The 24001-nt window shown below is 70.9% G+C and carries 24 protein-coding genes; 5 read left to right on the top strand and 19 right to left on the bottom strand.

Annotated features, from left to right (window positions below):
• Nucleotides 1-31: 31 nt before the first annotated feature.
• The 13 genes from AC1DWR_RS01175 to AC1DWR_RS01115 form a co-directional block, all read right to left on the bottom strand.
• Nucleotides 32-2728, bottom strand: coding sequence for a WD40/YVTN/BNR-like repeat-containing protein (locus AC1DWR_RS01175; protein ID WP_477623350.1), 2697 nt, complete (start codon nucleotides 2726-2728; stop codon nucleotides 32-34).
• Between the two features lie 254 nt (nucleotides 2729-2982).
• The gene (locus tag AC1DWR_RS01170; protein ID WP_477615490.1) at nucleotides 2983-3252 is read right to left on the bottom strand and encodes a hypothetical protein; all 270 of its coding nucleotides are present in this window, start codon (nucleotides 3250-3252) and stop codon (nucleotides 2983-2985) included.
• A gap of 138 nt (nucleotides 3253-3390) precedes the next feature.
• Nucleotides 3391-6963, bottom strand: a complete 3573-nt coding sequence (gene smc / locus AC1DWR_RS01165) for a chromosome segregation protein SMC (RefSeq protein WP_477623349.1) — start codon at nucleotides 6961-6963, stop codon at nucleotides 3391-3393.
• A gap of 554 nt (nucleotides 6964-7517) precedes the next feature.
• A complete protein-coding gene (locus tag AC1DWR_RS01160; protein WP_477615492.1) occupies nucleotides 7518-7859 on the bottom strand; it encodes a chorismate mutase in 342 nt (113 codons plus the stop codon).
• Nucleotides 7856-8047 carry a hypothetical protein gene (locus tag AC1DWR_RS01155; RefSeq protein ID WP_179420502.1) on the bottom strand — a complete coding sequence of 64 codons (192 nt, stop codon included), beginning with the start codon at nucleotides 8045-8047 and terminating at the stop codon, nucleotides 7856-7858. The genes AC1DWR_RS01160 and AC1DWR_RS01155 overlap by 4 nt, the downstream gene beginning before the upstream one ends.
• A 156-nt stretch (nucleotides 8048-8203) precedes the next feature.
• Entirely contained in the window at nucleotides 8204-8500 is a 297-nt protein-coding gene (locus AC1DWR_RS01150; protein WP_477615493.1) for an acylphosphatase, read from the bottom strand.
• A 46-nt stretch (nucleotides 8501-8546) separates the two neighbouring features.
• Nucleotides 8547-9416, bottom strand: coding sequence for a bifunctional DNA-formamidopyrimidine glycosylase/DNA-(apurinic or apyrimidinic site) lyase (gene mutM / locus AC1DWR_RS01145; RefSeq protein WP_477623348.1), 870 nt, complete (start codon nucleotides 9414-9416; stop codon nucleotides 8547-8549).
• A 74-nt stretch (nucleotides 9417-9490) separates the two neighbouring features.
• Nucleotides 9491-10276: a ribonuclease III gene (gene rnc / locus AC1DWR_RS01140; RefSeq protein ID WP_477615611.1), complete on the bottom strand. Its 786-nt coding sequence runs from the start codon at nucleotides 10274-10276 to the stop codon at nucleotides 9491-9493.
• A 53-nt stretch (nucleotides 10277-10329) separates the two neighbouring features.
• Complete coding sequence (gene rpmF / locus AC1DWR_RS01135) at nucleotides 10330-10524, bottom strand: 50S ribosomal protein L32 (RefSeq protein ID WP_056922518.1); 195 nt, start codon at nucleotides 10522-10524, stop codon at nucleotides 10330-10332.
• A 1-nt stretch (nucleotide 10525) separates the two neighbouring features.
• The gene (locus AC1DWR_RS01130) at nucleotides 10526-11143 is read right to left on the bottom strand and encodes a YceD family protein (RefSeq protein WP_477623347.1); all 618 of its coding nucleotides are present in this window, start codon (nucleotides 11141-11143) and stop codon (nucleotides 10526-10528) included.
• Between the two features lie 136 nt (nucleotides 11144-11279).
• Nucleotides 11280-13340 (bottom strand): acyltransferase family protein, encoded by a 2061-nt coding sequence (locus AC1DWR_RS01125; RefSeq protein WP_477623805.1) that lies wholly within the window; start codon nucleotides 13338-13340, stop codon nucleotides 11280-11282.
• Between the two features lie 52 nt (nucleotides 13341-13392).
• Nucleotides 13393-13890 (bottom strand): pantetheine-phosphate adenylyltransferase, encoded by a 498-nt coding sequence (coaD, locus tag AC1DWR_RS01120; RefSeq protein ID WP_477615496.1) that lies wholly within the window; start codon nucleotides 13888-13890, stop codon nucleotides 13393-13395.
• A 25-nt stretch (nucleotides 13891-13915) separates the two neighbouring features.
• A complete protein-coding gene (locus tag AC1DWR_RS01115; protein WP_477623346.1) occupies nucleotides 13916-14482 on the bottom strand; it encodes a hemerythrin domain-containing protein in 567 nt (188 codons plus the stop codon).
• Between the two features lie 162 nt (nucleotides 14483-14644).
• Between AC1DWR_RS01115 and AC1DWR_RS01110 the strand changes: the two genes are divergently transcribed.
• On the top strand, nucleotides 14645-14938 hold the full coding sequence (locus AC1DWR_RS01110) for a hypothetical protein (protein WP_477623345.1): 294 nt from the start codon (nucleotides 14645-14647) through the stop codon (nucleotides 14936-14938).
• 84 nt (nucleotides 14939-15022) lie between these two features.
• On the opposite strand, the gene rsmD is transcribed toward AC1DWR_RS01110, so the two are convergent.
• The 4 genes from rsmD to AC1DWR_RS01090 are packed head-to-tail and all read right to left on the bottom strand — an operon-like array spanning nucleotide 15023 to nucleotide 20473.
• On the bottom strand, nucleotides 15023-15598 hold the full coding sequence (gene rsmD, locus AC1DWR_RS01105; RefSeq protein WP_477623344.1) for a 16S rRNA (guanine(966)-N(2))-methyltransferase RsmD: 576 nt from the start codon (nucleotides 15596-15598) through the stop codon (nucleotides 15023-15025).
• A gap of 40 nt (nucleotides 15599-15638) precedes the next feature.
• Nucleotides 15639-16427, bottom strand: a complete 789-nt coding sequence (locus tag AC1DWR_RS01100; protein WP_477615500.1) for an alpha/beta fold hydrolase — start codon at nucleotides 16425-16427, stop codon at nucleotides 15639-15641.
• Nucleotides 16428-16487: 60 nt separating this feature from the next.
• The gene (locus tag AC1DWR_RS01095; RefSeq protein WP_477623343.1) at nucleotides 16488-18722 is read right to left on the bottom strand and encodes an ATP-dependent DNA helicase RecG; all 2235 of its coding nucleotides are present in this window, start codon (nucleotides 18720-18722) and stop codon (nucleotides 16488-16490) included.
• Between the two features lie 11 nt (nucleotides 18723-18733).
• Nucleotides 18734-20473, bottom strand: a complete 1740-nt coding sequence (locus tag AC1DWR_RS01090) for a DAK2 domain-containing protein (RefSeq protein WP_477623342.1) — start codon at nucleotides 20471-20473, stop codon at nucleotides 18734-18736.
• Between the two features lie 170 nt (nucleotides 20474-20643).
• Here AC1DWR_RS01090 and rpmB point away from each other — a divergent pair, with 170 nt between their 5' ends.
• Nucleotides 20644-20838 (top strand): 50S ribosomal protein L28, encoded by a 195-nt coding sequence (gene rpmB, locus AC1DWR_RS01085; protein ID WP_056922510.1) that lies wholly within the window; start codon nucleotides 20644-20646, stop codon nucleotides 20836-20838.
• A gap of 91 nt (nucleotides 20839-20929) precedes the next feature.
• On the opposite strand, the gene thiL is transcribed toward rpmB, so the two are convergent.
• On the bottom strand, nucleotides 20930-21895 hold the full coding sequence (gene thiL / locus AC1DWR_RS01080) for a thiamine-phosphate kinase (protein ID WP_477623341.1): 966 nt from the start codon (nucleotides 21893-21895) through the stop codon (nucleotides 20930-20932).
• 191 nt (nucleotides 21896-22086) lie between these two features.
• Between thiL and AC1DWR_RS01075 the strand changes: the two genes are divergently transcribed.
• Nucleotides 22087-22320, top strand: a complete 234-nt coding sequence (locus AC1DWR_RS01075; protein WP_140741828.1) for an Lrp/AsnC ligand binding domain-containing protein — start codon at nucleotides 22087-22089, stop codon at nucleotides 22318-22320.
• Between the two features lie 17 nt (nucleotides 22321-22337).
• Complete coding sequence (locus tag AC1DWR_RS01070; RefSeq protein ID WP_477623340.1) at nucleotides 22338-22838, top strand: hypothetical protein; 501 nt, start codon at nucleotides 22338-22340, stop codon at nucleotides 22836-22838.
• Nucleotides 22839-22923: 85 nt separating this feature from the next.
• Here the strand turns inward: AC1DWR_RS01070 and AC1DWR_RS01065 are convergent, their stop codons facing one another.
• Nucleotides 22924-23385 (bottom strand): response regulator transcription factor, encoded by a 462-nt coding sequence (locus AC1DWR_RS01065; protein WP_477623339.1) that lies wholly within the window; start codon nucleotides 23383-23385, stop codon nucleotides 22924-22926.
• Between the two features lie 73 nt (nucleotides 23386-23458).
• Here AC1DWR_RS01065 and AC1DWR_RS01060 point away from each other — a divergent pair, with 73 nt between their 5' ends.
• A complete protein-coding gene (locus AC1DWR_RS01060) occupies nucleotides 23459-23950 on the top strand; it encodes a hypothetical protein (protein WP_477615506.1) in 492 nt (163 codons plus the stop codon).
• Nucleotides 23951-24001 lie beyond the last annotated feature (51 nt).

Here is a 24001-nt window from a genome sequence, read left to right as displayed (position 1 = left end):
TCGACGGGGCACCGGGATGACGCAGCTGCTGCTACTGGGGCACGGGGATGCTCCAGATGCCGCGGCCATGGGTGGCGGCGTACACGTTGCCGTCAGGACCTGACTCCAGGTCCATCACCACGGTGCTCGGCAGCCCTGAACCCAGCACCTGCCAGGAGGTCGCCCCTGGTGCTCGGTAGAAGGCGCCCAGGTCGGTGCCCACCACCAGCGCGCCGTTGGACAGCCGCTTGACCGTGCTCGAAGGGACGTCCGGCAGGTTGGCGCTCACGTCGGTCCAGGTGGCACCGCCGTCGGTCGTCTCGTAGACGTGACCCACGCCCGCACCCGGGCCTTCGGTGAACCGGCGCGAGAAGCCGTTGATCGCGGCATACGCGTGGTTGCCGTTGGCGGCATCGATGGCCAGGCCCTGGACGAACCGCAGCGGGAAGCTGGCGGCCAGCGTGAGCTGGTGCCAGGTGCCTCCCGCGTTGGTCGCGATGCCCCGCGCGAACCCGGCGTTGTTGCAGGGGCCGCACCACGACACGTAGGCCGTGCCGCCCTGCATCGCCACCGCGGTCGCCGAGTGCCCCGCTCCGAGGTCGAACGCCTTGGTCAGGTCGGCGGCGCTGCGCGTGGCCGTCCAGCCCTTGGTGCCGACGTAGACGTAGCGGCCGCCGAAGATGAAGTGGTCGGACGCTGCGCCGTCGAGCGCGATCGGGGCGATGAACCGCGGCGACGGGTCACCCGGGTCGAGTGACCACGAGCTCGCGTCGGCCTCGCTGAGCGCCCCTGGGTTGAGGGCGCAGTTGTTGGTGATCTTCACCGCGAGGTTGACGTACTCCTGCAGCTGGTTGCACCCGTTCGCCGGGTCTGCGGCACCGTCACCACCGTCACCGCCGAAGTTGGAGCCCATCTCGGTGTCGGCGTTGGTGCCGTTCGGGGCGACCTTGAACAGGTTCGACACCCCGTTGTCCTGCAGCCCGCCCGAGACCACGACACCGCTGCCGTTCTTGGTGTCACGCCCCACGGAGACCGAGTAGTACTGGAGGGCGTCCATCGTGCCGTCGGTGGTCGTCGACACCAGGTCGGTGGCGTTGCCGTTGGCGTTGACCGCGCCGTTGACCGGGCGCCGGTAGACGCCGCCGTCGTTGCCGAAGAAGACGACCGGGGCGCCGCCCGCGGTCCCCACCGTCACGGAGTGCTGGTCGGGGTGACCCGCCAGCGGACAGGTGTTCTTGCCGTCGGCGATGTTCCAGCACGGGAAGTAGAAGTTCCAGTACGGCGACACGGCCGACCAGTGCGAACCCGCGTCCTTGGTCTCGAAGACCTCTTCGAGGCCCGCCCACACGTGGTCACGGTTGGCCGGGTCGACGGTGAGGAACTGGTTGTACCAGGCCTGCACACCGACGCCGTAGCCCTTGCGGTCCAGGGCGGAGCCGCTGTTGTGCAGCTGTGCCTGGTCGCCGATCTTGTTCCATGGTCCGTTGGGTGAGCCACTCTTGGAGACGAAAATGCCTGCGAGAGAAGACGATGCGTTGATCTTGCTCGGCTGCTGGACCATCGCGTAGAGGCGGTCACCGGTCTTGCTGAACGCGAACGTCGTGTAGCCCACGTCGCTCGTGTTCGTGATGCTGCCGAGGGTCACCGACAGCTTGTGCCAGCCCGACGGACCGGTCGTGAAGTCGTTGGTCTCGTAGAAGCCGTTGTAGGTGTCACCCGAGCGCCAGCCGATGGCTGCGATCACGTGCTTGGGGTTCTTGGGGTCGACCGCGATGTCGTTGACGATGTTCTTGTATGCCGCGTTCGTGGGTCCCGAGGCAGTGTTGCCTCCCCAGTCGCTGCCTGCCGGCACGAGCACGTTGCCCGCGTTGTCCTTGATCTCGGGCATCCAGCTCATGTTGGGGGCGAACCCGAAGGTCCAGGCGCCGGCCTTGGTGCCCGCAGCGTGGTACCAGATCCCCCTGTTGGTCGCGGCGAAGACGGTCGCGCCGCCGCCCCAGCGGATCCGGCCGATCGTGGTCGACTCGAGCTCCTTGCCACCGACCCGGTCGGTCGGGGCGAAGGAACCGGACGTCGGGTTGGCGAGGCGGAAGACCCCGGCGCCGACGTAGGAGGTGGCCCCGGTGTTGGACTCCCCGGTCGCGAACCAGAGGGAGCCGTCACCCGCGAGCTGCAGGTCGCCCGAGCTCAGCGAGGGCAGCGAGTCGGCGATGGGCGTCCAGCCGCCCCCACCCTGGGAGGATCGCCAGACCCCGCCGTCTGCGCCGGCGGCATACACGTGGTTGGCAGCGTCAGCCGCGAGTCCGGTGATGCGACCGGTGACGTGGCCCGCGCCGCCGGAGGAGTTGGAGTACCAGTCCCGGTAGCGCGGGTCGTCGGCGTTGTAGGGGACCTTGGTGACCTCGTTCCAGCTGCCGGGGCTGTGCTGCATGGCCTGCATCTGGGCGAAAGCCGAACCATAGGCGCCGGGCGCGACGATCCCCGAGGGAGCGGTGCGAGCCTGGTCGAACTGCTCGGCGATCGTGACGGCTTCCTTGGACTCGCTCTGCGCCTCGGCGGGGTTGCCGCCGGCGATCATGAGCGCCTTCTCCATCACGGCGGCGTTGTAGTGCCGGTCGCGCCATTGGTACTTCAGCCATGCTTCGTTGAGCTCGTGCCGGCCGAGGAAGCCGGCGGCTCCGCCGGCGACCAGTGCCAGTCCAGCGCCGCCGGCGATCAGCCTGCGGGCTCGGGGTGTGAACGATGCCATCCGCGCATCTCCTCCTGGAGGGATAGGACCCGATCGGGCCCGCCCCAGCATCCAGCCACAGCGCGGGAAGCACCCATGACATTTGTCATGGGTGGTGAGGGTCAGTTGCCTGCTGACCTGCGCAAACGCGGACGGCTAGCGGTGTCTTGGCACCGCCTCGCCAGCCCAGGGAGAGGTATGCCGTGCGGGCCACGCCGGGCACGCAGGGGCGCCGAGGCACGCCGGGGGCGGCCGGGTGCGTCAGGCGTCAGGCGTCAGACGGCGCGGTGACGGCCAGCGTCGTCCAGGCTGTCACTGGGGGCACTGCTGCTCACGGTGTCGCTGACCTTGTCCTTGGCGGACGTGATGGCGTCGCCGGTCTTCTCCAGCGTCGACTCGGTCTTCTCCTTGACCACGGCGATGAGCTCTTCGCCCTGCGGCGTCAGGAGCTCGCGGCCCTCGCGGCGTGCCGGGATTGCGACCACGGCGACCACCGCAACAGCGAGTCCGACGCAGAGCAGCATGCCGATGATGAGGGGGACCATGCTTCAAGGGTGCCCCGCGGGGCGGGAATGCTCAAATCGACCCGCCGCGCGCCCGAGCCCGTCGCTGTGAGGTCCGGCACGGCGGCATACCCGTTGAACTGCACGTTCGTGCCGCGCGGCCCATCAGGGTCGGCGCGCTCAGGCGCTCTGCGCCGCCACGTCGCGGATCCGCTGCGAAACCACAGTGGTCACACCGTCACCACGCATCGACACACCGTAGAGCGCGTCGGCGACCTCCATCGTGCGCTTCTGGTGGGTGATGACGATGAGCTGGCTGGAGTCGCGCAGCTCCTCGAACAGCGTGATCAGGCGGCCGAGGTTGGCGTCGTCGAGCGCCGCCTCCACCTCGTCCATGATGTAGAACGGGCTGGGCCGCGCCTTGAAGATCGACACCAGCAGCGCGACCGCGACCAGCGACCGCTCGCCGCCGGAGAGCAGCGAGAGCCGCTTGATCTTCTTGCCGGGTGGGCGCGCCTCGACCTCGATGCCGGTCGTGAGCATGTTGGCCGGGTCGGTGAGGGTCAGCTTGCCCTCACCGCCGGGGAACAGTCGGCTGAAGACGCCCTCGAACTGGGCGGCGGTGTCGTGGAAGGCCTCGGTGAACACGCGCTCCACCCGCTCGTCGACCTCGCGCACGATGTCGAGCAGGTCGCGCTTGGACTTCTTCAGGTCCTCGAGCTGCTCGGTGAGGAACTTGTGCCGCTCCTCCAGCGCCGCGAACTCCTCGAGCGCCAGCGGGTTAACGCGACCCAGCGCGTTGAGCGCTCGATCAGCCTTGCGCAGCCGCTTCTCCTGGGTCTCGCGGACGTAGGGCCCGGGCTCGGGGATCTCGTCGGGGTCGTCGTCGGGCCCGACGACGAACGGGACGAGCTGGTGGGGGCCGAAGTCCTCCATCAGGGCCTCGGGGGAGATGCCGAGCTCCTCGACGGCCTTGGCCTGCATGGCCTCGATCCGCAGCCGCTGCTGGGTGCGGGCCACCTCGTCGCGGTGCACGGTGTCGGTCAGCTCTCGCAGGTCGTCCTGCAGGACGGAGACGTCGCGCCGCACGACGGTGAGCGCCTGGTCTCGCTCGGTGCGCTCCTGCTCGGCGACGGCGCGCCGGAGGGCCGCGGTGTCGAGGGCGCCGGCGATCAGGGTGCTCGCGTACGCCGCGCCGCGTCGGACGGCCTCGGCCACCGTCGCCTCGCGCTTGCGGCGTTCCTGGCGCGCGGCCAGTCGCTGGCGGGCGGCCAGCTCGTTGCGCGCCGCCCCCTCGAGGGAGTCGGCGCGGCCCTTGAGCGCCCGGGCCCGCTCCTCCTTGGTGCGCAGCGTCAGCCGCAACTCGGTCTCGGCCGTTCGTCCACGGCTGGCTTCGAGCTCGAGGCGATCACGCTCGTCGGTGCTCGGGTCCTGCGACTCGGTCGGCTCGGCGCTCGCCTCGTCGAGGCGCTCGGTCAACTCGGCGAGCTCGCGGCGGTCGTTCTCGAGCCCCGCCGTCGCGTCGGCGATGGAGCGCTCGGTGCGCTCGGCCTCGGCCTTGGCCGACCGAACGGTGGCGCCGAGGTGGCCGAGCCGCTCGGCCACCGCGGCCATCTTCGCGTCCGAGTCGTGCAGCCGCTCGAGGGCGGCCTCGACGTCGTCGGTGGCGACGCGGTGCCGCTCCTGGGCGGAGGTCAGGGCGAACCGCGCCTGCTCGCCACGCCTGGTGGCATCGGCCACGCGGTCGCGCGTCTCGTCCACGGCCGACTGGATCTCGATGAGGCTGGGCGCGTGGCTGCTGCCGCCACGGACGAAACCGGGGGCGAACACGTCCCCATCGGTCGTGACCGCGGTGATTCCCTCGCCCTGGGCGACCAGGGCGGCCGCCAGGGCGGGGTCGGACACGAGGGCGACCCGGTCGAGGAGCTGCTCCACCGCCGGGCGCACCGTCGCGGGGGCCTCCACCACCTCACGGGCCCAGACCGCCGAACCCTCGAGTCGCGGCCAGCTGGCCGGGTCGCTCGACGAGGCAGTCTGTCCGACGAGGAAGGCAGCCCGACCGGCGTCGTCGGCACGCAACGTGGTCAGTGCGCGAGCGGCGTGCTCGACGGACTCCACGGCGAGGGCGTCACCGGCCCAGCCGAGGGCTGCGGCGACCGCGGCCTCGTGACCGCCCTTGACCTGGAGAAGCGACGCGACCGACCCGACGATGCCGTGCCGGGAGTCCGCGGCGGCGAGGAGAGTGGCGGCTCCGTCCTTGCGGGACAGGCTGAGCTCGAGGGCCTCGAGCCGGGCGGTGCCGCTGGTTCGGTCGCGTTCGGCGAGACGCTCGGCCTCGCGGTGCTGCTCGACCTCGGCCTCGACCTGCTCGAGGACGGCGGCGGCCTTCTCGTAGGCCGAGTCCAGCCCTTCCTCACCCTCTTCGTCGACGGCGACGGAAGCCTCGAGGGTGTTGAACTCCTGTTCGGCGGCTGCGGCTCGTTGCAGGGACTGCTCGATGACGCCGCGCAGGCGACCGATCTCCGCCTCGCCGGCTTCGAGACGGCTCTTGCGGGCACCGACCTGACCGGCGAGCTTCGCCAGCCCTTCGCGGCGGTCAGCGGCCGCTCGGGCGAGGCGCTGGAGGCGTTGCTGCTCCGCGGCATACGCCTGCTCGGCGGCCTCGCGGGCGGCGACGGCCCCCTCGAGCTCGGCCCTGGCCTCGCGCACCTCGGCGAGAAGGGCTTCCTCCTGCTTGCGCGCCTCCACGGCCTGGGCGCGCAGCTCCTCCGGGTCGCGACCTGAGGTCTGCTCGTCCTGGGTGTCCTGCGACAGCAGGCGGACACGTTCGGCGGCGAGCGACTCGGTGGAGGTGAGCTTGTCGCGCAGCTGCTGCAGGCTGAACCAGCGCTCCTGGGCCCTGGCGAGCTCGGGAGCCGCGTCCTGGGCCTGCTGCTCGAGCGTGGCCAGGCGGCTCCGCAGGGTGGCCAGGCCCTCCTCCACCTCGGTGCGTTTGGCGATGAGAGCGGTCTCGTCAGCCACCTCCTGCTCCAGCGTGGAGGTGAGCTGGACGAGGTCGTCCGCGAGCAGCCGCAGGCGGGCGTCGCGGGCGTCGGCCTGGATGACGGCAGCCTTGCGGGCGGCTTCGGCCTGACGACCGAGGGGGCCGAGCTGGCGGCGGATCTCACCGGTCAGGTCGTTGACCCGGGTGAGGTTGGCCTCCATCGACTCGAGCTTGCGGAGCGCCTTCTCCTTGCGCTTGCGGTGCTTCAGGACGCCGGCGGCCTCCTCGATGAACCCGCGACGCTCCTCCGGGGTAGCGCGCAGCACGGCATCGAGCTGGCCCTGACCGACGATGACGTGCATCTCGCGGCCGATGCCGGAGTCGGAGAGCAGCTCCTGCACGTCGAGCAGGCGGCACGAGGTGCCGTTGATGGCGTACTCGGAGCCGCCGTTGCGGAACATCGTCCGCGCGATCGTGACCTCGGTGTAGTCGATCGGCAGCGCGCCGTCGGTGTTGTCGATGGTCAGGGCCACCTCGGCGCGACCCAGGGGCGCGCGTCCGGCGGTGCCGGCGAAGATGACGTCCTCCATCTTGCCGCCGCGCAGGCTCTTGGCGCCCTGCTCCCCCATCACCCAGGCGAGCGCGTCCACGACGTTCGACTTGCCGGAGCCGTTGGGCCCGACGATGCAGGTGATGCCGGGTTCGAGGCGCATCGTGGTCGCCGAGGCGAAGGACTTGAAGCCCTTCAGGGTCAGGCTCTTGACGTACACGAGCGGGTCGGCTCCTGGTTCGTGGCTGGCGGGGTCTGCCGGGGCTGGCTGTGCGTGGGCCACCTTACCTGCGGGAGGGAGGCGCTCCCGGCACCTTCCGCCGTCCTGCGTTGCCTGTGCACCGTGAGACTGGAGTGACGCCAGAGGTATGCCGCCCCGCCCCGTCAGCCCGGCACCTCGCCGTGGGACCCGCCCCACCTTCCCCGACTTGTTGCCGGCAGATCGTCACGAGACGCCATTCCGGCGCGTCCGTGACCACCAGGTCGCAACAAGTCCCAGCGGCCCCGGACTTGTTGCCGGCAGATCCTCACCGGACCCCCAGTTCGGGCCGTCCGTGACCACGAGGTGGCAACACGTCCCAGGCCCTGACTTGTTGCCGGCAGATCGTCACGAGACGCCATTCCGGCGCGTCCGTGACCACGAGGTGGCAACACGTCGCGGCGCCCCCGGACTTGTTGCCGGCAGATCGTCACGAGACGCCATTCCGGCGCATCCGTGACCACCGGGTCGCAACAAGTCGCGTGGCAACACGTCGCGGGCGGAGCGCTCCGAAGTCAGGAGCCGGCGATGGCCTCGTGGTGGTGGATGACCTCGGCGATCACGAAGTTGAGGAACTTCTCGGCGAACGTCGGGTCGAGCCCGGCCTGGTCGGCGAGGTCGCGCAACCGCGCGATCTGGGCCTCTTCGCGCGCGGGGTCAGCGGGCGGCATACCCTCACGCGCCTTGAGCTCGCCGACCTCCTGGGTGCACTTGAACCGCTCGGCCAGCAGGTGGATCAGGGCGGCGTCGATGTTGTCGATGCTGGCGCGAAGGCGCACGAGATCCTCGGGCGTCGAACGGGAAGTACGGGACCCAGGTCCTGGTGCGGAACCGGGTGTCTGTGCGGGCGAACTCACCCGGCAATCGTAGGCATGCCCGCCGCCACGACGTCGGGCTGTCTCAGATCCTCACGAAGCTGGTCGTTGTCACGTTGCAGCCGTTCGACGAGGAACTCGAGGTCGCGGACGCGGCGGCGCAGTTCGACGGTCTCGAGCATCAGTCGCGGGTCGGACGCCACGCGATAGCCCACCAGGGCCTTGGCCATGTCGACTCCTTCTCCGCAGACGTCGGGGGTCGCGTGCTGCGGGTGCCCGAACCGGGCATCTCTCAGGGTGGCATCCGGATTCCGCAGGGTCAATGCCGCTTCGGTCAGCTCACGTCCATTCTCGTGGTGTCGCGTGCGGCAGGACCGCCCGCGGACTCACTTCTCGACGAAGCCCGCTAGCCCGTCGCGCGGCGCCCCCCAGGTCGTCACGCAGGTGTGCACCTCGCCGGGGCGCAGGTGCTGCGACGGTCGCTCTTCGATGAGCTCCACGAGCTCGCGGATGCGCTCCTCGTCACCCTGGGCGACCACCTCGACCCGGCCGTCGCCGGCGTTGCGGGCATGGCCGACCAGACCCAGCTCGAGGGCCCGCGCGCGGGTCCACCAGCGGAAACCGACGCCCTGCACCCGACCGTGAACCCAGATGACCGCCCGGGCGGGACCGTTGTGATCCATGTGCACCACCTCTCGGTTCAGTTGTACAACCGCAGGACCTGTCCTGTCAGCCGCGCCTCAGTCGGGGACGCGGCTGGCAGCGCGGGCAGGAGAACGACGACCGGTTCATGAAGGCCTCGCGCCGGATCAGCGTGCCGCACCGGTCGCAGGGCCGCCCCTCCTGGCCGTAGGCGTGCAGCGACCGGTCGAAGTAGCCGGACGCGCCGTTCACGTTGACGTACAACGCATCGAAGCTCGTGCCGCCCTCCCCCAGCGCGGCCAGCATCACGTCGTGGGCGTGGCCGAGCACCCGCGAAAGGGTCGGCTTGGTCAGCGACGAACACAGCCGCTCACCGTGCACCTGCGCCCGCCAGAGCGCCTCGTCGGCGTAGATGTTGCCGATCCCGGCGACGAGGGTCTGGTCGAGCAGGGCGCGCTTCACCGCGGAGTCGCGGGACTTCATCCGCCGCACGACCGCGACCTGGTCGTAGGCCGCCTCGAACGGGTCGGGCGCGATGTGGGCGATGGTCTCGGGGACGAGGTCGTCCGTGAGCTCGGCCAGCGCCATCCCGCCGAAGGTGCGTTGGTCGACGAACCGCAGCTCGTCACGGCCATCGGCGAAAGTGAATCGCGCGTGCAGGTGCTTCTCCTCCGGGGCGTCCGACGCCTCGACGAGCAGCTGCCCACTCATCCCGAGGTGCGCGATGAGGCCCTGCCGGTGGCCGTCGGGGGCGCGCAGCACGAGCCACAGGTACTTGCCGCGGCGCCGCGCCTGCTCGACGTGGTTGCCGGTCAGCTGGTCGGCGAGGTCGAGCGGTCCCGGCAGGTGGCGCCGCGCCACCCGCTGCCCGCGGAACTCGGCAGCCGTGATCGTGCGCCCGACCACGTGGTCGGCGAGACCGCGGCGGACCACCTCGACCTCGGGCAGCTCAGGCATGGGGCAACTCAAGCATGCGGGGCCGACACCCCTGCGGGGTGGCCCGCACGGACGTGGGTATGCCGGGCGCTCGCCTAGGAGGGCGAGCCCGCCACGGCGTCCTCGTCGGCCAGGACCACGGAGTCGGGCAGGTTGTCCGACGAACCGGCGGCCACACCTGCGGCGGCGCGCGCGCTCAGGGCACGCCAGGCCAGCTCGGCAGCGCGCTGCTCGGCTTCCTTCTTCGACCGACCGGTGCCGGTACCCAGCACCTCATCACCCACCACCGCCTGGGCGTGGAAGGTCTTCTCGTGGTCGGGGCCCTCTTCCTCGACGCGGTACTCCGGGACGCCCTGGGCTGTGGACGCGCCGAGTTCCTGGAGGCTGGTCTTCCAGTCCAGGCCGGCGCCGAGGGTGGCGCTGGCAGCCATGAGCGGGTCGAGCAGGTGGTGCACGAGGTTCGCCGCGGCCGCCATGCCGCAGGACAGGTAGACCGTCCCGATGACGGCTTCCATCGTGTCGGCGAGGATCGAGGCCTTGTCGCGTCCCCCGGTGCTCTCCTCGCCACGACCGAGCATCACGTGGTCACCCAGGCCGAGGGTGCGGGCCACATCAGCCAGGGCGCGCATGTTGACGACGGCGGCGCGCAGCTTCGCGAGCTGCCCCTCGGGCAGGTCGGGGTGCGTGGCATACAAGGTGTCGGTGACCACGAGCCCGAGAACCGAGTCGCCGAGGAACTCGAGGCGCTCGTTGTTGGGCAGGCCACCGTTCTCGTAGGCGTACGAGCGGTGCGTGAGGGCACGCAGGAGCAGCGACTCGTCGACGGGGCCCCCCACCACCTCGGTGAGGTGCTGGACGAAGCCGTCGACGGGCCGCTGCATCGCGCTGTCCCCCGGGAGGGACGGAGTGGGACTCACGCGCGGTTCAGACTGACTCAGCCCTGGTGCTCGGTGCGCTCGGCCGGCGTGTAGTGACGACCCTTGTAGGTGCCACAGGACGGGCAGGCGATGTGCGGCTGCATGGCAGCCTTGCACTGCGGGCACGTGGTGAGCGTGGTCGCCGTCGCCTTCCAGTTCGCACGACGCGAACGGGTGTTGGAGCGCGACGTCTTCCGCTTCGGGACAGCCACGTCAGTTCCTCTTCTCTTCGGTGTTGCTGTGGGTTTCGACCTGGGCGCTGCCCAGGAGGTCGGTGGTCTCGGGGGACAGCGCGCTCAGCGCGGCCCACCGGGGGTCGAACACATCGTGGTGGTGGTCCGGGTCGTCCGCCAGGCGCGCTCCACACTCGGAGCACAGTCCCGGACAGTCGGCACGGCACACGGGCTGGAACGGCAGTGCAGGCACCACCGTGTCCAGAAGCACGGGTTCGAGGTCGAACAGGTCGCCCTCGAGGGTGTGCTCCTCGGTCTCGTCGTCGTCCGCTCCCACCTCACGGTGGTGGGCCGCGCGATCGGCGTAGGCGAACAGCTCCTGGAAGTTCCCCTCAACCTCGTGGCTGACGGGGTCCAGGCACCGCACGCAGGCGCCGGTCGCCGTGGCGCGGGCCGAGCCGGTGACCAGCACGCCCTCGACGACGGACTCGAGCCGGAGTTCCAGCTCGATCGTGGACCCCTGCGGGACCGCGATGACGTCCGTGCCGAAGTCGGCAGGTGCCTCGATCGTGCGCTGCAGGCGTTCCATCGAACCGGGTCGCCGACCGAGGTCCGTGGTGTCGAAGACCAGCGGCGATCGGGGATTCAGGTGTTCCATGGCTCCAGCAGACGTCGAGTGACTCGGACTTCGCCTCGGGCGAGGACAAGACCGACGCACGAGATTACCGGAGCACGGCCCAGTCCCCCAAATGCGCGGGTATGCCGGGTGGCTGCCGACCCTCGAACCGCCGCCCTCACCGGACCGCACCAGGGGGCTCCGCACGCTCCAGCGCCGCCCCAAGGACAGGTGCCAGGGTGCGGACGTAGGTCGCCGTGAGGTGGTCGCCGGCCCGGTGGATGGCGACGTTGCCGATGGCGACGGGGCAGCGTTCCACCGGGCAGATCCACTCCGTGAGGTCGACCAGCGGGGTGGCGGAGGCGGTGCTGGCCTCGCGCTGGGCGGGCAACCCGCTCCCCGCCACGGCGCGGTCCCGGGCGAAGGCGCACCGGCTCAGCTCGTGCGGGTGGCGGGCCGTGCAGACGTCCAGGTCGTTGGGCGACACCGGGCTGTCCCCCAGCACGACGACGGGGATCCCGGCGCCACGCAGCGCCGACCAGCGGTCTGCCAGCCCGGCCACCAGCGCGGCACTCGTGGCGTGGGCGCCGTCCCAGGCCGTCGCGGCATACCCGGACGTGAGGACCAGGTCGGGAGGGTCGGCCCGGAGCCGGTCCACGACACGGCGGTTCCACTCGTCGCACGCCGGATAGGGCCTGCCTTCGTTCTGGGCACGGCCGGCGGCAAAGGCGCAGGCCGACTTGCCGTAGGTCACGATCCTCCAGCCGCGGTCCGGAGCCAGCCGTTCGAGGGCCGGCAACCACTGCATCGCCTTGGAGTCCCCGACCAGGGCCACCGTGGTCGCTCCCCCCGACACCCCGAACACGCAGGTCACCGGGTCCTCGACCAGACGGTCCACCTGGCACCGGTCGACGTCGGCCCTGGGACGGTCCTCGCCGGCGAGCTGCGGATCGGGGGTCAGCCACTCCCAGTCGTCGACGGCGTAGTTCCCGGGGTCGGTGCTGGGCGGCGAGGTGAGCGTGGCCGCGCCGAGGGTCTCGATGGCCGGTCGGGGGCCCGCGATCGGCGAGGTGCGGAACGGCGACGACGCCTGCGCGAGCGGGAGCGCGGCGAGGGCGCCCACCGCGGACAGCGCGAGTCCCAGGGCGAGCACGGGCCGGGTGCGGGCCGCCAGCGTCCGGCTGTGGTGGATCGGGTTCTCCAGGAACCGGTGACTCAGCCAGGCGGGCACGACGGCAAGGGCGACGGCCAGCGCCTGCTGCGTCGCGCCGAGCCCGTCGAACGTCCACTCGCTCAGGACGAGGACCGGCCAGTGCCAGAGGTAGAGCGAGTAGGACAACCCACCGATCCAGACCATCGGCGCGGTGCCGAGGACGCGGACCGGGCCGGCCGGCGTCCCCGTCCAGCCGGCGTAGAGGACCGCGGCGGCCCCCAGCGTCGGCACCAGGGTCCACCCGCCGGGCGTGACCGCGTCGGCCGGAAGCCAGCAGGCCGAGCCCAGGACCGCGGCGAGGCCCACCCAGCCGATGGCGGCGTCGAGCAGCCCCCTGCCCCGTGAGGACGCAGCGGCCGGGCCCTCTCCCGTATGCCGCGCCCGCTCGCCTCTGCCTGCACACCAGACCGCGAGCGCCGCACCGACCCCGAGCTCCCACGCCCGCGTGGTGGTGACGAAGTAGACCCGCGCCGGGTCGACGGCACCCAGCCACACGGCATAGGCGAAGGAGGGCACGGCGATGGCGGCGAGCAGGACCCCCACCGCGCCCACGGTTGGGCGCCGACCCAGCCGGCGCAGCACGAGCGCGAGCGCGATCAGCGCGAGCGGCCAGATGACGTAGAACTGCTCCTCGACCGCGAGCGACCAGAAGTGCTGCACCGGTGAGGGGATGCTGTCCGAGGCGAGGTAGTCGACGGCCCGGTGCGAGAACACCCAGTTGACGACGTACAGGGCCGCACCAGCGACATCGGTGCCGATCTCGCGGCGGCGCAGGCCGGGAACCACCGCCAGGGCCACGAGCGCAGTGACGACGAGGACGAGGATCGCCGCGGGCAGCAGCCGACGGATCCGTCGACCCACGAAGCGGGCCCAGTCGATGGTGCCGGTGGCGACCAGCTCGCGGACCAGGAGGCTCGTGATGAGGAAGCCCGAGATGACGAAGAAGACGTCCACCCCGAGGAAGCCGTTCGCCAGCGGGACACCGGCGTGGTAGGCCATCACCAGCAGGACGGCGATGGCTCGCAGCCCCTCGATGTCGGGCCGAAAGCGTTCCGGCCGGGGGGATCTCGAGGTCAGGTCACTGCTCCCGCAGGCGCGCCAGGAGGGCGTCCCGGACGCGGTCGCTGACCAGCCCGGAGACGTCGCCGCCGTAGCGCGCGACCTCCTTGACCAGCGAGCTCGAGATGTGTTCGAGGCTCGGGTCACCGGGGAGGAAGACGGTCTCGACGCCGGTGAGGTGCCGGTTCATCAGGGCCATCGGCAGCTCGTAGGCGAAGTCGGTGCCGCCCCGCAGACCCTTCACGATCGCCGTCGCGTCCAGCTCGCGGCAGACGTCGACGAGCAGCCGGTCGGCGAACAGCTCCACGCGGACGTTTCCCAGGTCGCGGCAGCCGTCGAGGATGAGGTCGCGACGCTCCTCCGGGCTGAAGGTCCCGCGCTTGGCAGGGTTGTGCAGCACCGCGACGACGACCTCGTCGTAGAGCGCTGCGGCGCGCCGGATGACGTCGGCGTGGCCGAGCGTGACGGGGTCGTAGGAGCCGGGGCACACACACCGTCTCGTCGCTGGGCTGGTCACACCGGCACGCTAGCAGCGCGCCCGGCTACTCCTTGTCGTCCTCGCCCTCGTCGTCGGCCGGGAGGAGGCCTTCCTTGTGCGCCCGCGCGACGATCTCGCGGACGTTGGTGAGGGTCCCGACCCCGGCCTCGAGGAGGCGGTTGCGCTCGGTCGCCCACTTCACGCCGAGGTCCTGGCGGACCTCCTCCGACACCTCGGTGCGGGCCGGGTTGAGGATGGTCTGCTCCTCCTCGCCGATGTGGTGGTTGAGCGCGGTGGCGAGGTCCTCGACGGCGTCGTCGAACTTCTGGGTGTCGGTGCCCTTGCACTCCAGGAGCGCCAGCAGGGCCTCGTTGCCCTCAGCGTGTTCCTCCTCGCCGTGCTCGGCCTCGTGGGCCGTGATGGCGTCCTTGCGCTTGAGGCTCGCATAGACCTTCGCCTCTTCCGCCTCACCATGGGCGATGAGGACCGCGGCCAGGGTGGCCCGGGCCGCCTCGCGGTCCGCCGTGGCGTCGCGCAGGTCGCGCAGGAGTGCCTCGAAGAATCGGTGGTCGTCGAGGATCAGCTCGACAACGTCGCCGTTGGTCGGCCGGGGGATCTCGTAGTCCGTCATGTCCATACCCTCTCCCACCTGCGGCGATGCCACACCTCGGGGGTCGCGGCGAGACGACGTCCCACCCACCGGACGCCTGGTTTGAAGTCGGGACGCGGGTTGCGACACGGTGGAGGGGTCCTGACCTCCATAGCCTGACACCGTCGGAAAAGAAGGAGCCACATGCTCACCCTGACCGAGAACGCCAGCACGATCGTCAAGACCCTCGTGGACCAGAACCTCAGCACCGAGGACGCGGGTCTGCGCTTCAGCCAGGAAGGCGTCGACTCCGGCGGCCTGACGGTGACCACCGCCGAGCAGGCCCTGCCCGGTGACGCCGTCGTCGAGCAGGACGGCGCCAAGGTCTACCTCGACGAGACCGCCGCCGTGGCCCTGGGCGACCAGGTGCTCGATGCCGCGGTGGACGAGACCGGGGGTGTGCAGTTCAGCCTGCTCCCCTCCTCCCCCACGGTCTGACCGACCAAAGTCACGGAGCCCGATCGCTGTGCGGTCGGGCTCCGCCGCGTTCGGCCCTGCTCGCATCCCTTGCCAGGGCGGCGCTCAGGCCACGACGTCGGGCAGGCGTGGGCCTGCGAACCAGATCTTCGTCTCGCCGTAGCGTCGCTCCCCCTCGCGCTCGAGCTCCTCGGGCCAGGCCGGTTCCGGTGACCTCGCGGACCGTTCGACCACCACCAGCGCCTCGGGATCGAGCCACTCCTGCTCCACCAGGGCGACGAGGTCCGCGGCCAGCTCCTCCTCGCCGAGCTCGTACGGCGGATCGAGGAAGACCAGCGTCTGTGGCTGCGCCGGAGCCGCACACAGAGCCCGCTGCACGGTGGCGTGCCGCACCGTGATCCCGGGTATGCCGAGTGCTCCCGCGTTCTGACGGGTCACCTTCGCGGCGGCCTTGTCCGACTCCACGAGCAGCACGGTCGCCGCGCCACGGCTGGCCGCTTCGAGACCGAGGGCGCCGGACCCGGCATACAGGTCCACCACCCGCGCACCGACGAGCACCTCGAGGTGCTCGAGACGCGAGAACAGCGCTTCTCGGACGCGGTCGCTCGTCGGTCGGGTGCCCGAGCCTGCCGGGGTGGCCAGCCGCATGCCCCCGGCCCGCCCACTGATGATCCGCGTCACGGCGGCAACGTAGCAGCGCCGCCGGACCCAGGTCCCTCGCTCAGGGCGCGTGCACCGTCGGGTCGTCCCGCAGCACGTCGAGGAGCAGCGTCAGCACGGCGTCGGGCCGCTCCATCGACGGCAGGTGGCCGGCCCAGTCGAGCTCGACCCACTCGGCCCCCGGGATCTGCCTGCCGAGATGAGCGGCAATGGCGCGGAAGTGGTCCAGGTCGTGCGCGCCCGACACCACCAAGGTGTCCACCGCCAGCGCCGTCGGGTCGACCTCGATCCGGCGCGCCGAAGGCGGCGGGTCCTGTTCGTCGGCCGCCAGCTGGACCTCGTAGGCACGGCGTTGCATCGTAGCGACGAGCTCTCGCACCTCGGGCCCCGCCTCCGGTCCCACCCAGGTGTCCACGGTGAGTGCGGCGGCACCCGCGAGGTCGCCCGCCTCGAGCAGCCGTGCCTCCTCGTCGCCATAGGCCTCCAAGGCCGGCGCGTCTGCTTCGGAGGGCTCCAGCCCGCGATAGCCCGGGCAGAGCAGGACCAGCGAGGAGACCCGCGCCGGATGGGCCGTCGCGAGCTCCATCGCCACTCGCCCGCCGTACGAGGACCCGACCACCGCGGCGCTGCCCACCCCCAGCGAGTCGAGCAGCCCGTCGAGGTCGTCGGCGTCTGCGTACTCCTCGCCCGGTTGCGCCGAGTCGCCGAAACCTCGCAGGTCGGGACGGATCACGCGGAAGGTGTGGCGCAGCCCCGGGACCAGGGGGTCCCACATGCGGCGGTCGGCAACTCCCGCATGGAGCAGCAGGACCGCTGGGCCGGAACCTTCGTCGTCATGGGAGAGCAGCACCCTTCGAGACTAGGGCGAACTCGCATGTGAGCGCCCCTGCAATTTCGGTCAACCCTCGCGTCATCCCCGCTCGAGGAAGGCTGCCTGCTCCTCGTCGAGGCGTTCGCCGACTGCCACCCTGAGCTCGGCGTGGGCCGTGAGGTCGAGGTCGGAGGCCACGAGCTCGGCAGCGTCCTCACGGGCCTGCAGGATGAGCTCTTCGTCGCGCACGAGGGACAGGAACCGGAAGCTGCCCCTTCCCATCCCCCTGGTGGACCGGCCACCACCGCTCTGTCGTCCACTGAGCACGTCACCGGTCCCGCGCAGCTCGAGGTCGAGCTGGGCGAGGGCGAACCCGTCGGTGGTGGCGGCGACTGCCTCGAGTCGTTCGCGGGCTCCCCCGTCGGCCTCGGCACCGGTCATGAGCAGGCACAGGCCGGGGTGTCCCCCACGACCCACGCGTCCACGGAGCTGGTGGAGCTGGGAGACCCCGAACCGGTCTGCGTCCATCACGACCATCACGGTCGCGTTCGCGACGTCGACGCCTACCTCGATGACGGTGGTCGAGACGAGGACTCCGGTCTCTCCGCGGGTGAAGCGCGCCATCGCGGCGTCCTTGTCCTCGGGGGTCATCCGGCCGTGCAGGACGTCGACGGTGATGCCGTGGAGCGCAGGGTCGGACCGCAGCTGCTCGACGACCGCGAGGACGCTGGCCCAGACGCGTGGCGCCGTCGACTCCGCGGGCTCCCCTTCGTCGAGCTCGGCATCCTCGGCCGCCGGCCGCGCGTCGGGAACCTCCTCGTCCGAGACGCCGCTGGAGTCCTCGGTGTCCACGATCCTCGGGCACACGACGTACGCCTGGCGGCCGGTCCGGACCTCCTCGGCGATGCGTTCCCAGGTGCGCTCGACCCATCGGGGGTTGTCGGTCGGGACGACGTGCGTCGTGATGGGGGCGCGACCTCGCGGCAGCTCGGTGAGCGTCGAGGTCTCCATGTCGCCGAACACCGTCATCGTCACGGTTCGTGGGATCGGGGTGGCCGTCATCACGAGCACGTGGGGCGGTTGCCTTGCCTTGTCCCGCATGGCATCTCGCTGCTCGACCCCGAAGCGGTGCTGCTCGTCGACGACGACGAGGGCGAGGTCGAAGAACTGGACGTGCTCCTGGATCAGGGCATGTGTGCCGATCACGATGCCGGCGTCGCCGCTCGCCAGGTCGAGCAGCGACTTCTTCCGGGCGGCCGCCGACTGACTGCCGGTGAGCAGTGCGACCTGCGTCCCGATCTCGCTGCCTCCGAGCATTCCGCGCTCGGCAAGCTCCCCGAGCATCGCTGTGATCGAGCGATGGTGTTGTGCCGCAAGGACTTCCGTGGGGGCAAGCAGTGCAGCCTGACCACCTGCGTCGACGGCCGCCAGCATGGCCCGCAGCGCGATGACCGTCTTCCCGGAGCCGACCTCACCTTGCAGCAGGCGGTTCATGGGGGTGTCGCCGGACATCTCGCGGGCGAGGGTCGCCCCGATCTCCCGCTGACCCTCCGTCAGCTCGAACGGCAGCCGGGCGTCGAACGCGTCGAGCAGCCCACCCACGCCGGGCGTCCGCGCGACCGCGGTGTGCTGGAGGGCTGCCCGCGCACGACGCTGCGCCAGCAACGTCTGCAGGACCAGGGCCTCCTCGTAGCGCATCCGCTGACGGGCGCGATAGACCTCCGGCATCTCCCTCGGGACGTGGATGCCGCGCAGAGCCTCCAGCCGACCGGGCAGGCCGCGCCGCTGTCGCAGGTCGGCGGGGACCGGATCCGGCAGCGCGTCGAGCTGGTCGAGCGTCAGGCGCACGCACTCGGCAACGGCCCAGTTCTGCATGCCTTTGACCTGGAGGTAGACCGGGATCGGCCCACGGTCGGTGGCGGCATCGCCGAGTCCGCCGTGCATGAGCTGGTATGCCGGGTGCGCCAGCTGCCATCGCCCGCGGTACATCCCGACGGTGCCGGCGAACAAGGCCGTCGTGCCGGGCACCAGGGAGTCCTTGTGCCCCCACGCCTTGAAGAAGACCAGGTCCACCTCGTGTGCGCCATCGGTGATGGTGACGGTGAGCATCTCGCCCCGGCGGTTCTTCATCGACCGGGTCGCGGCGGTCTTGACGGTGGCCACCGCCACGACGTACATCCCGACGTGCAGCATGCCGAGGTCAGCGCTGTGTTCGAGGTAGCGCCGCGGCCAGAACTCCAGCAGGTCCCCCACGACCTTGATCCCTCGGTGCTTCGCCAGCTTGGGCGCAGCCGTGGAGACGATCTGTGAGAGCTTGGTGGACTGCGTGACCACACCGACCACGCCTACTCGACTCCGAGCAACAAGGGGTAGTGCGGCTGGCCGCCGTCGATCAAGCTGACCTCGACGTCCCGGTGCCCGCGCTCGATGCGGGCGCCGAGCGACTCGGTGAGTCCGGGTGGCGCGTCGGCGCCACCGATCACGGTGACTATCTCGCCGCCACTGCTCAGCAGCCTGGCCACCACGTCGATGGCGACCTCCTCGAGGTCGGCGCCCACGATGACGACATCTCCCGCGACGGCACCCAGGACGTCTCCGGGCTCGCACGGGCCCGCGCTGGTCAGGGCCTGCTTGCTCGCCACAGCCACCGCGCCATGGCGGGTCGCAGCCGCCGCGTGGCTCATCTGGGCGGCGTTGCGTGAACCGCTCGCGGTCGGGTCGAAGACCGCCAGCGCCGCCAGGCCCTGGACAGCTGTCCGCGAGCGCACGACGTGCAGCATGATCCCGTCCTGCTCGGCCGCACTCGCCGCGGCCTCGGCCGCCATGACGGTGTCGCCGTCGTTGGGCAGCACGATCACCTCGAGCGCATGCACCGACCGGGCCGCGTCGAGCAGCTGTCCTGCTGACGCACGCCGGCCCGGCCCGCTCTCGACGACCTTGGCCCCCGCCTGCCCGAGCACCGCCGCCAGCCCCGGACCCGCCGCACAGGCGACGACGGCAACACCGCCCGCGGGGTGGGCACCGCCGACCTGGTCCGCTCGGTCACCCTGACCTGCACGATCACCGTGGGTGGCACGATCACCCTGAGAGGCAAAGTGAGTCACCCGGACGCGGTAGGGACGCCCTGCCTCGATCCCCGCCTCCACAGCGGCTCCGACGTCGTCGACGTGCACGTGGACGTTCCACAGGTCGGGACCGCCGACGACGAGCAGCGAGTCACCGAGCGCGTCCAAGGTGTCGCGCAGCACCGCCGCCCGCTCCTCGTCGCTGTCGCGCAGCAGGTACATGACCTCGTAGGCCGGGCCGCCGGGGACGAGGTCGCCCTCGCCCGAGGGCGAGCCGCCAGAGGCGCCCATCGGCGCGACCACACCGCCGGCCTGGCTCCAGTCCTCTCGGCGGTGCATGGTGTCGTCGGCGAAGACCTCCATCCGCTCTCCGACGTGGGTTCCGTCCTGGTGCACGACCCGCGCGAGAGCCTCGAGGAGCAGGAGGTAGCCCGCGGCTCCTGCATCGACGACGCCCGCGCGCTCCAGGGCGGGCAGCTGGGCGGTCGTGGCCTTCAGGGCCTCGGTGGCAGCGTCGAGGGCGTCCTCCGCCACGGCGACCAGCCCACGGTCGACGGCGGCCGCACCCGCGCTCGCCGCCGCCCGAGCGACGGTGAGGATGGTCCCCTCGGCCGGCCTGGTCACACTCGCGTAGGCACGCTGGCTGGCGCGCTCAAGTCCATCCGCAATCGTCCCGGCATCGGCGAGGTCCTTGCCGCTCTCCGCGATGGCCTCGGCGAAACCGCGGACCAGCTGGCTGAGGATCACGCCGGAGTTGCCACGGGCCGTCAGCAGCAGGGAGCGCGCCATGGCGCTGCACTCCTGCTCGAGCGAGGCGGCACCGAGGATGCCGGCCCTCTCGTGCTCGGTGCGGACCGAGTCGAGCGCCGCGTCGAGGCTGAGGTAGAGATTGGTGCCCGTGTCACCGTCGGGGACGGGGAAGACGTTGAGCGCGTCGATCTCGGCCCGTCGCGCGGCGAAGGCGGCGCGCGTGAGCACGGCCCATCGCCTCGCGTCCACGGCACTGAGGGCTTCGAGCACGGTGGCAGGCTAGTCGCAGACGCCCTCGTCAGCCCCGTTTTGGCCGTTGCGCCACACCTCGGCTACGCTTGACCGGTTCCCATGGACCTCTGCGTCGCTGGCCTGTGCCCGCGCGAGGAGACACCGGGAGCGCCCCATTTCTTGTACCAATCGATTTCAGGAGAACACCCGTGGCTGCCAACTGCGACGTCTGCGGCAAGGGACCGGGCTTCGGTCACAACATTTCGCACTCGCACCGCCGCACCAAGCGTCGCTGGAACCCCAACATCCAGCGCGTCAAGGCCCTGGTGGGCGACGCGGGCGTGACCCCGAAGCGTCTCAATGTCTGCACCTCGTGCCTCAAGGCCGGCAAGGTCAAGCGCTGACCCTGCCCCTGCGGCATACCGAAACGAGCCGATCTCCCCACCGGGAGGTCGGCTCCTTTCATGCTTCAACCCCGGAAGATCTGATTTCCTGCTACGCCCGGAAGTGATCCCAGCCGCGCGGCTGCTGCACCACGCCGTCGAGCGTGACGCCCTCGCCCGCCTCGACCACGCCGATGGTGCGCCAGCCGTCCGGGACGCCCACGGGAAAGGTTGCCAGGAGGCTGTGCTCCTCGCCGCCCGCGAGCACGCACTCCCAGGCAGCGTCACCGACGGCCTGCTCGACGGCGGCGAGGTCGTCGTGCAGCGCCGCCGGGGACAGAGCGAGGCGCGCTCCGCTGGCCTGGGCGATGCGGTGTCCGTCGCGCAGCAAGCCGTCGGACAGGTCGATCATGGCGCTCGCGCCGGCTTCGGCCGCCTGCCTCCCGGCGATCAGGTGGACCCTGGGTCGCAGGTGGTGAGCCAGGCAGGCCGCGGGTATGCCGACCGCAGCCGCTCGGGGGTCGGCGCCCCCCTCGAGCATGGCCAGGCCGGCGGCGGAGCGGCCCAGGGTGCCGTAGACCGCGACGACATGGCCCGGCCGAGCACCGCTGCGCAGCACCGGTTCGCGGCCGTCCAGGTCACCGAGCGCCGTCACCGACACCATGAGCACGCCGGCCGGCGCCGATGACAGGTCGCCACCGGCGACGACGACCCCCAGCGCGGCCGCGCCTTCCCCGAGGGTGCGCGCGAACTCGACCACCCAGTCCAGCGGGGTCGCCGGGTCGGCGACGAGAGACACCAGGATCGCGGTCGACCGCGCGCCCATGGCCGCCACGTCGGCGAGGTTCTGGGTGAGCAGCTTGGTCGCGACGTCAGCCGCGGTCGACCACTCGTCGAGCCAGTCGCGGCCGCGGACCATCGAGTCCGTGGTCGCCACGGTGGTCGAGCCGGTGCGAAGGACCGCGGCGTCGTCACCGGGGCCGACCGCCAATGACGGACCAGCCTCGAAGAGCGGGAAGATCCGCTGAAGCAGGTCCGACTCGGACACCTCCGCCAGCGTCAGCGCGGCCGTGACCATGACTTGACCTCCTCGTGACGGCCCGGGGGAGACGGGCGGGACACGGGCACGGTAGCGTCTGCCGTGGCCGAGGTGCGCCCCCGGCCATGCGGTTCTCCGGGGTCGTGGAAACAGGCTCTGTCTCAAGAGCAGGCTGTGCACAAGGAAACAGGCTCAACCTGTTGTCAACAGAAAGTGTGAGGTGTCTCGTGGTGGTCCAGGCTTACATCCTGATCCAGACCGAAGTCGGCAAGGCGGCGTCCGTTGCCGAGGCCATTGCCGCAATTTCCGGTGTAGTCCTCGCCGAGGACGTGACCGGGCCCTACGACGTGATCGCCCGTGTCGAGGCCAACACCGTTGACGAGCTGGGCAAGCTGGTCATCGCCAAGATCCAGGACGTGCCGGGCATCACCCGCACCCTGACCTGCACCGTCGTCCACGTCTGAGCGTCCCACCGACCTCTGTGTGCCCCGGCGCCCGCCACGCGGCCGCGCGCCCACTGCGCACCACGACCACCGGCCTCCTCGTCCTCGGGGTGGCCGGTGGTCTGCTGTCAGGGTGTTCCGACTCGGTCGAGGTCATCCCTCCCCCGCACGACGCAGCCTGTGAGTCCGCCACCGCGTTGTGGCCGGCGAAGGTGGCGGGCAAGGAACCCCGGACAGTGGACAGTGGGCAGCGCACCACGGGCCCCGCAGGCAGGGATGCCAGGGCGTGGGGCGACCCCGCCGTCATCGCGTCGTGCGGCTGGCCGGCGCTCGGCGCCACCGACAAGGAGTGCCTTGACGTCGACGGCGCCTACTGGGTCGTCGAGCGGCTCGGGGACGGCGTGAAGTTCACGACCTTCGGACGCGCGCCGGCGATCGAGGTGCTCGTGCCGGACTCCTACAAACCCGAGCCCCTGCTGCTCCCTGCCTTCGGACCAGCTGCCAAGGCGCTGCCCACCAACGGCCGCTCCTGCAGGTGACGCACGTCCTGCTCAGACCCGCAGGATGCTCGCCGAGACGCCCGCCCCAGCAGCGGGTTGCTGGGAACCTGACGGCCGGGGTGGGTCAGACACGTCCGACACCGTTGGTTGTCAGCGACTGGACACGACTGACCAGCTCGCGCCCCCGAAACGGCTTGACCATGTAGTCATCGGCTCCTGCGGTGAAGGCTTGGTCGATGTCGGCCTCCTGGGCTCGAGACGTCAGGAGCAGGACGGGAATGTTCTTCGCCCGAGGGTCCGCACGCAGAGCCCGGCAGACGTCGACCCCGCTCAGCCCGGGCATCATCCAGTCCAGGATCACCAGGTCGGGTTGCTGCGTCAGGGCAGTGGCCAGTCCCGCGTCACCGTTGCCCTCGGCGAGCACGTCGTAGCCGGCGCGACTCAGCAAGCTGATGACGAGATCCTGGATGTCCACATCGTCTTCCACAACGAGAACCTTCATCGGTGGTCCCTTCGCGCGGCTCGTCTCGCGGCCGCCGTCGACCGTTCGGCCAGCGTACGCGTGGTGACTGCCGGCCACGGCCACGCGAGCAGTCGCCGATCAGCCAGCCAAGCCAGGCGGTTTGCCCAATCGATCGTCGTCGGGCAGTCTCACCATCGTGGACCGCGTGGAATTCCTGCGACTCAGAACCGCGCTGACATCCAACCTGCCGCCGGCATCTGGTGCGCTCATCGACGCCGCTGCAGCCAGGCTTCGTCAACGACTGGTGTCGAGCGTCATGTTCGCTCACGTCGAGGTGGAGGCCACGGAGGACCCCGACCGTCTTCTGGTCGCTCTGGTCCGCTACCGGCCCGGCACGCCCGAGCGTCAGGTGTCCAGCTTCCTCGAGGCGGTGTGGATCTCCGAGCTGCGTCTCCCCGGTCTGGATGTGTTCCACTTTCTCGCCGAGGACGGGCAGGTCGAGCTCGAGTCCGTGACGGGAGACCCGGAGTCCGGATACTTCCTCAGCCTGAACCTGATAGCAGTCGAGGGCAGCGCCGAGGACTTCGAGGGCAGGGCCGAAGGCTTCGAGGGCAGCGCAGACTTCGAGACCCAGCCTCCGGTCGAGACCGATGCCCCGCCCACGAAGAAGCGGTGGTTCCGCAGCTAGCCAGCCGTCATGGGCGCCCGTCGCGTGTGGACTCCCAGCGGTGACGGAGCG

This window comes from Pedococcus sp. P2_E2 (assembly GCF_056403955.1).
Note: the sequence above shows the minus strand (reverse complement) of the source record. Positions and strands in the feature narration are given on the sequence as shown.

Bases quoted from the DNA above. Each gene is read 5' to 3' on its own strand.
- AC1DWR_RS01175 (WP_477623350.1), bottom strand. From the start codon at position 2,728: ATGGCATCGTTCACACCCCGAGCCCGCAGGCTGATCGCCGGCGGCGCT.
- AC1DWR_RS01155 (WP_179420502.1), bottom strand. From the start codon at position 8,047: ATGGCCAAGGCCCTGGTGGGCTATCGCGTGGCGTCCGACCCGCGACTG.
- AC1DWR_RS01130 (WP_477623347.1), bottom strand. From the start codon at position 11,143: ATGGAACACCTGAATCCCCGATCGCCGCTGGTCTTCGACACCACGGAC.
- thiL (WP_477623341.1), bottom strand. From the start codon at position 21,895: ATGGTCACGGCCGCGCTGACGCTGGCGGAGGTGTCCGAGTCGGACCTG.
- AC1DWR_RS01115 (WP_477623346.1), bottom strand. From the start codon at position 14,482: ATGACGGACTACGAGATCCCCCGGCCGACCAACGGCGACGTTGTCGAG.
- mutM (WP_477623348.1), bottom strand. From the start codon at position 9,416: ATGCCTGAGCTGCCCGAGGTCGAGGTGGTCCGCCGCGGTCTCGCCGAC.
- AC1DWR_RS01170 (WP_477615490.1), bottom strand. From the start codon at position 3,252: ATGGTCCCCCTCATCATCGGCATGCTGCTCTGCGTCGGACTCGCTGTT.
- rnc (WP_477615611.1), bottom strand. From the start codon at position 10,276: ATGCAGCGGCCCGTCGACGGCTTCGTCCAGCACCTCACCGAGGTGGTG.
- AC1DWR_RS01150 (WP_477615493.1), bottom strand. From the start codon at position 8,500: ATGGATCACAACGGTCCCGCCCGGGCGGTCATCTGGGTTCACGGTCGG.
- AC1DWR_RS01110 (WP_477623345.1), top strand. From the start codon at position 14,645: ATGCTCACCCTGACCGAGAACGCCAGCACGATCGTCAAGACCCTCGTG.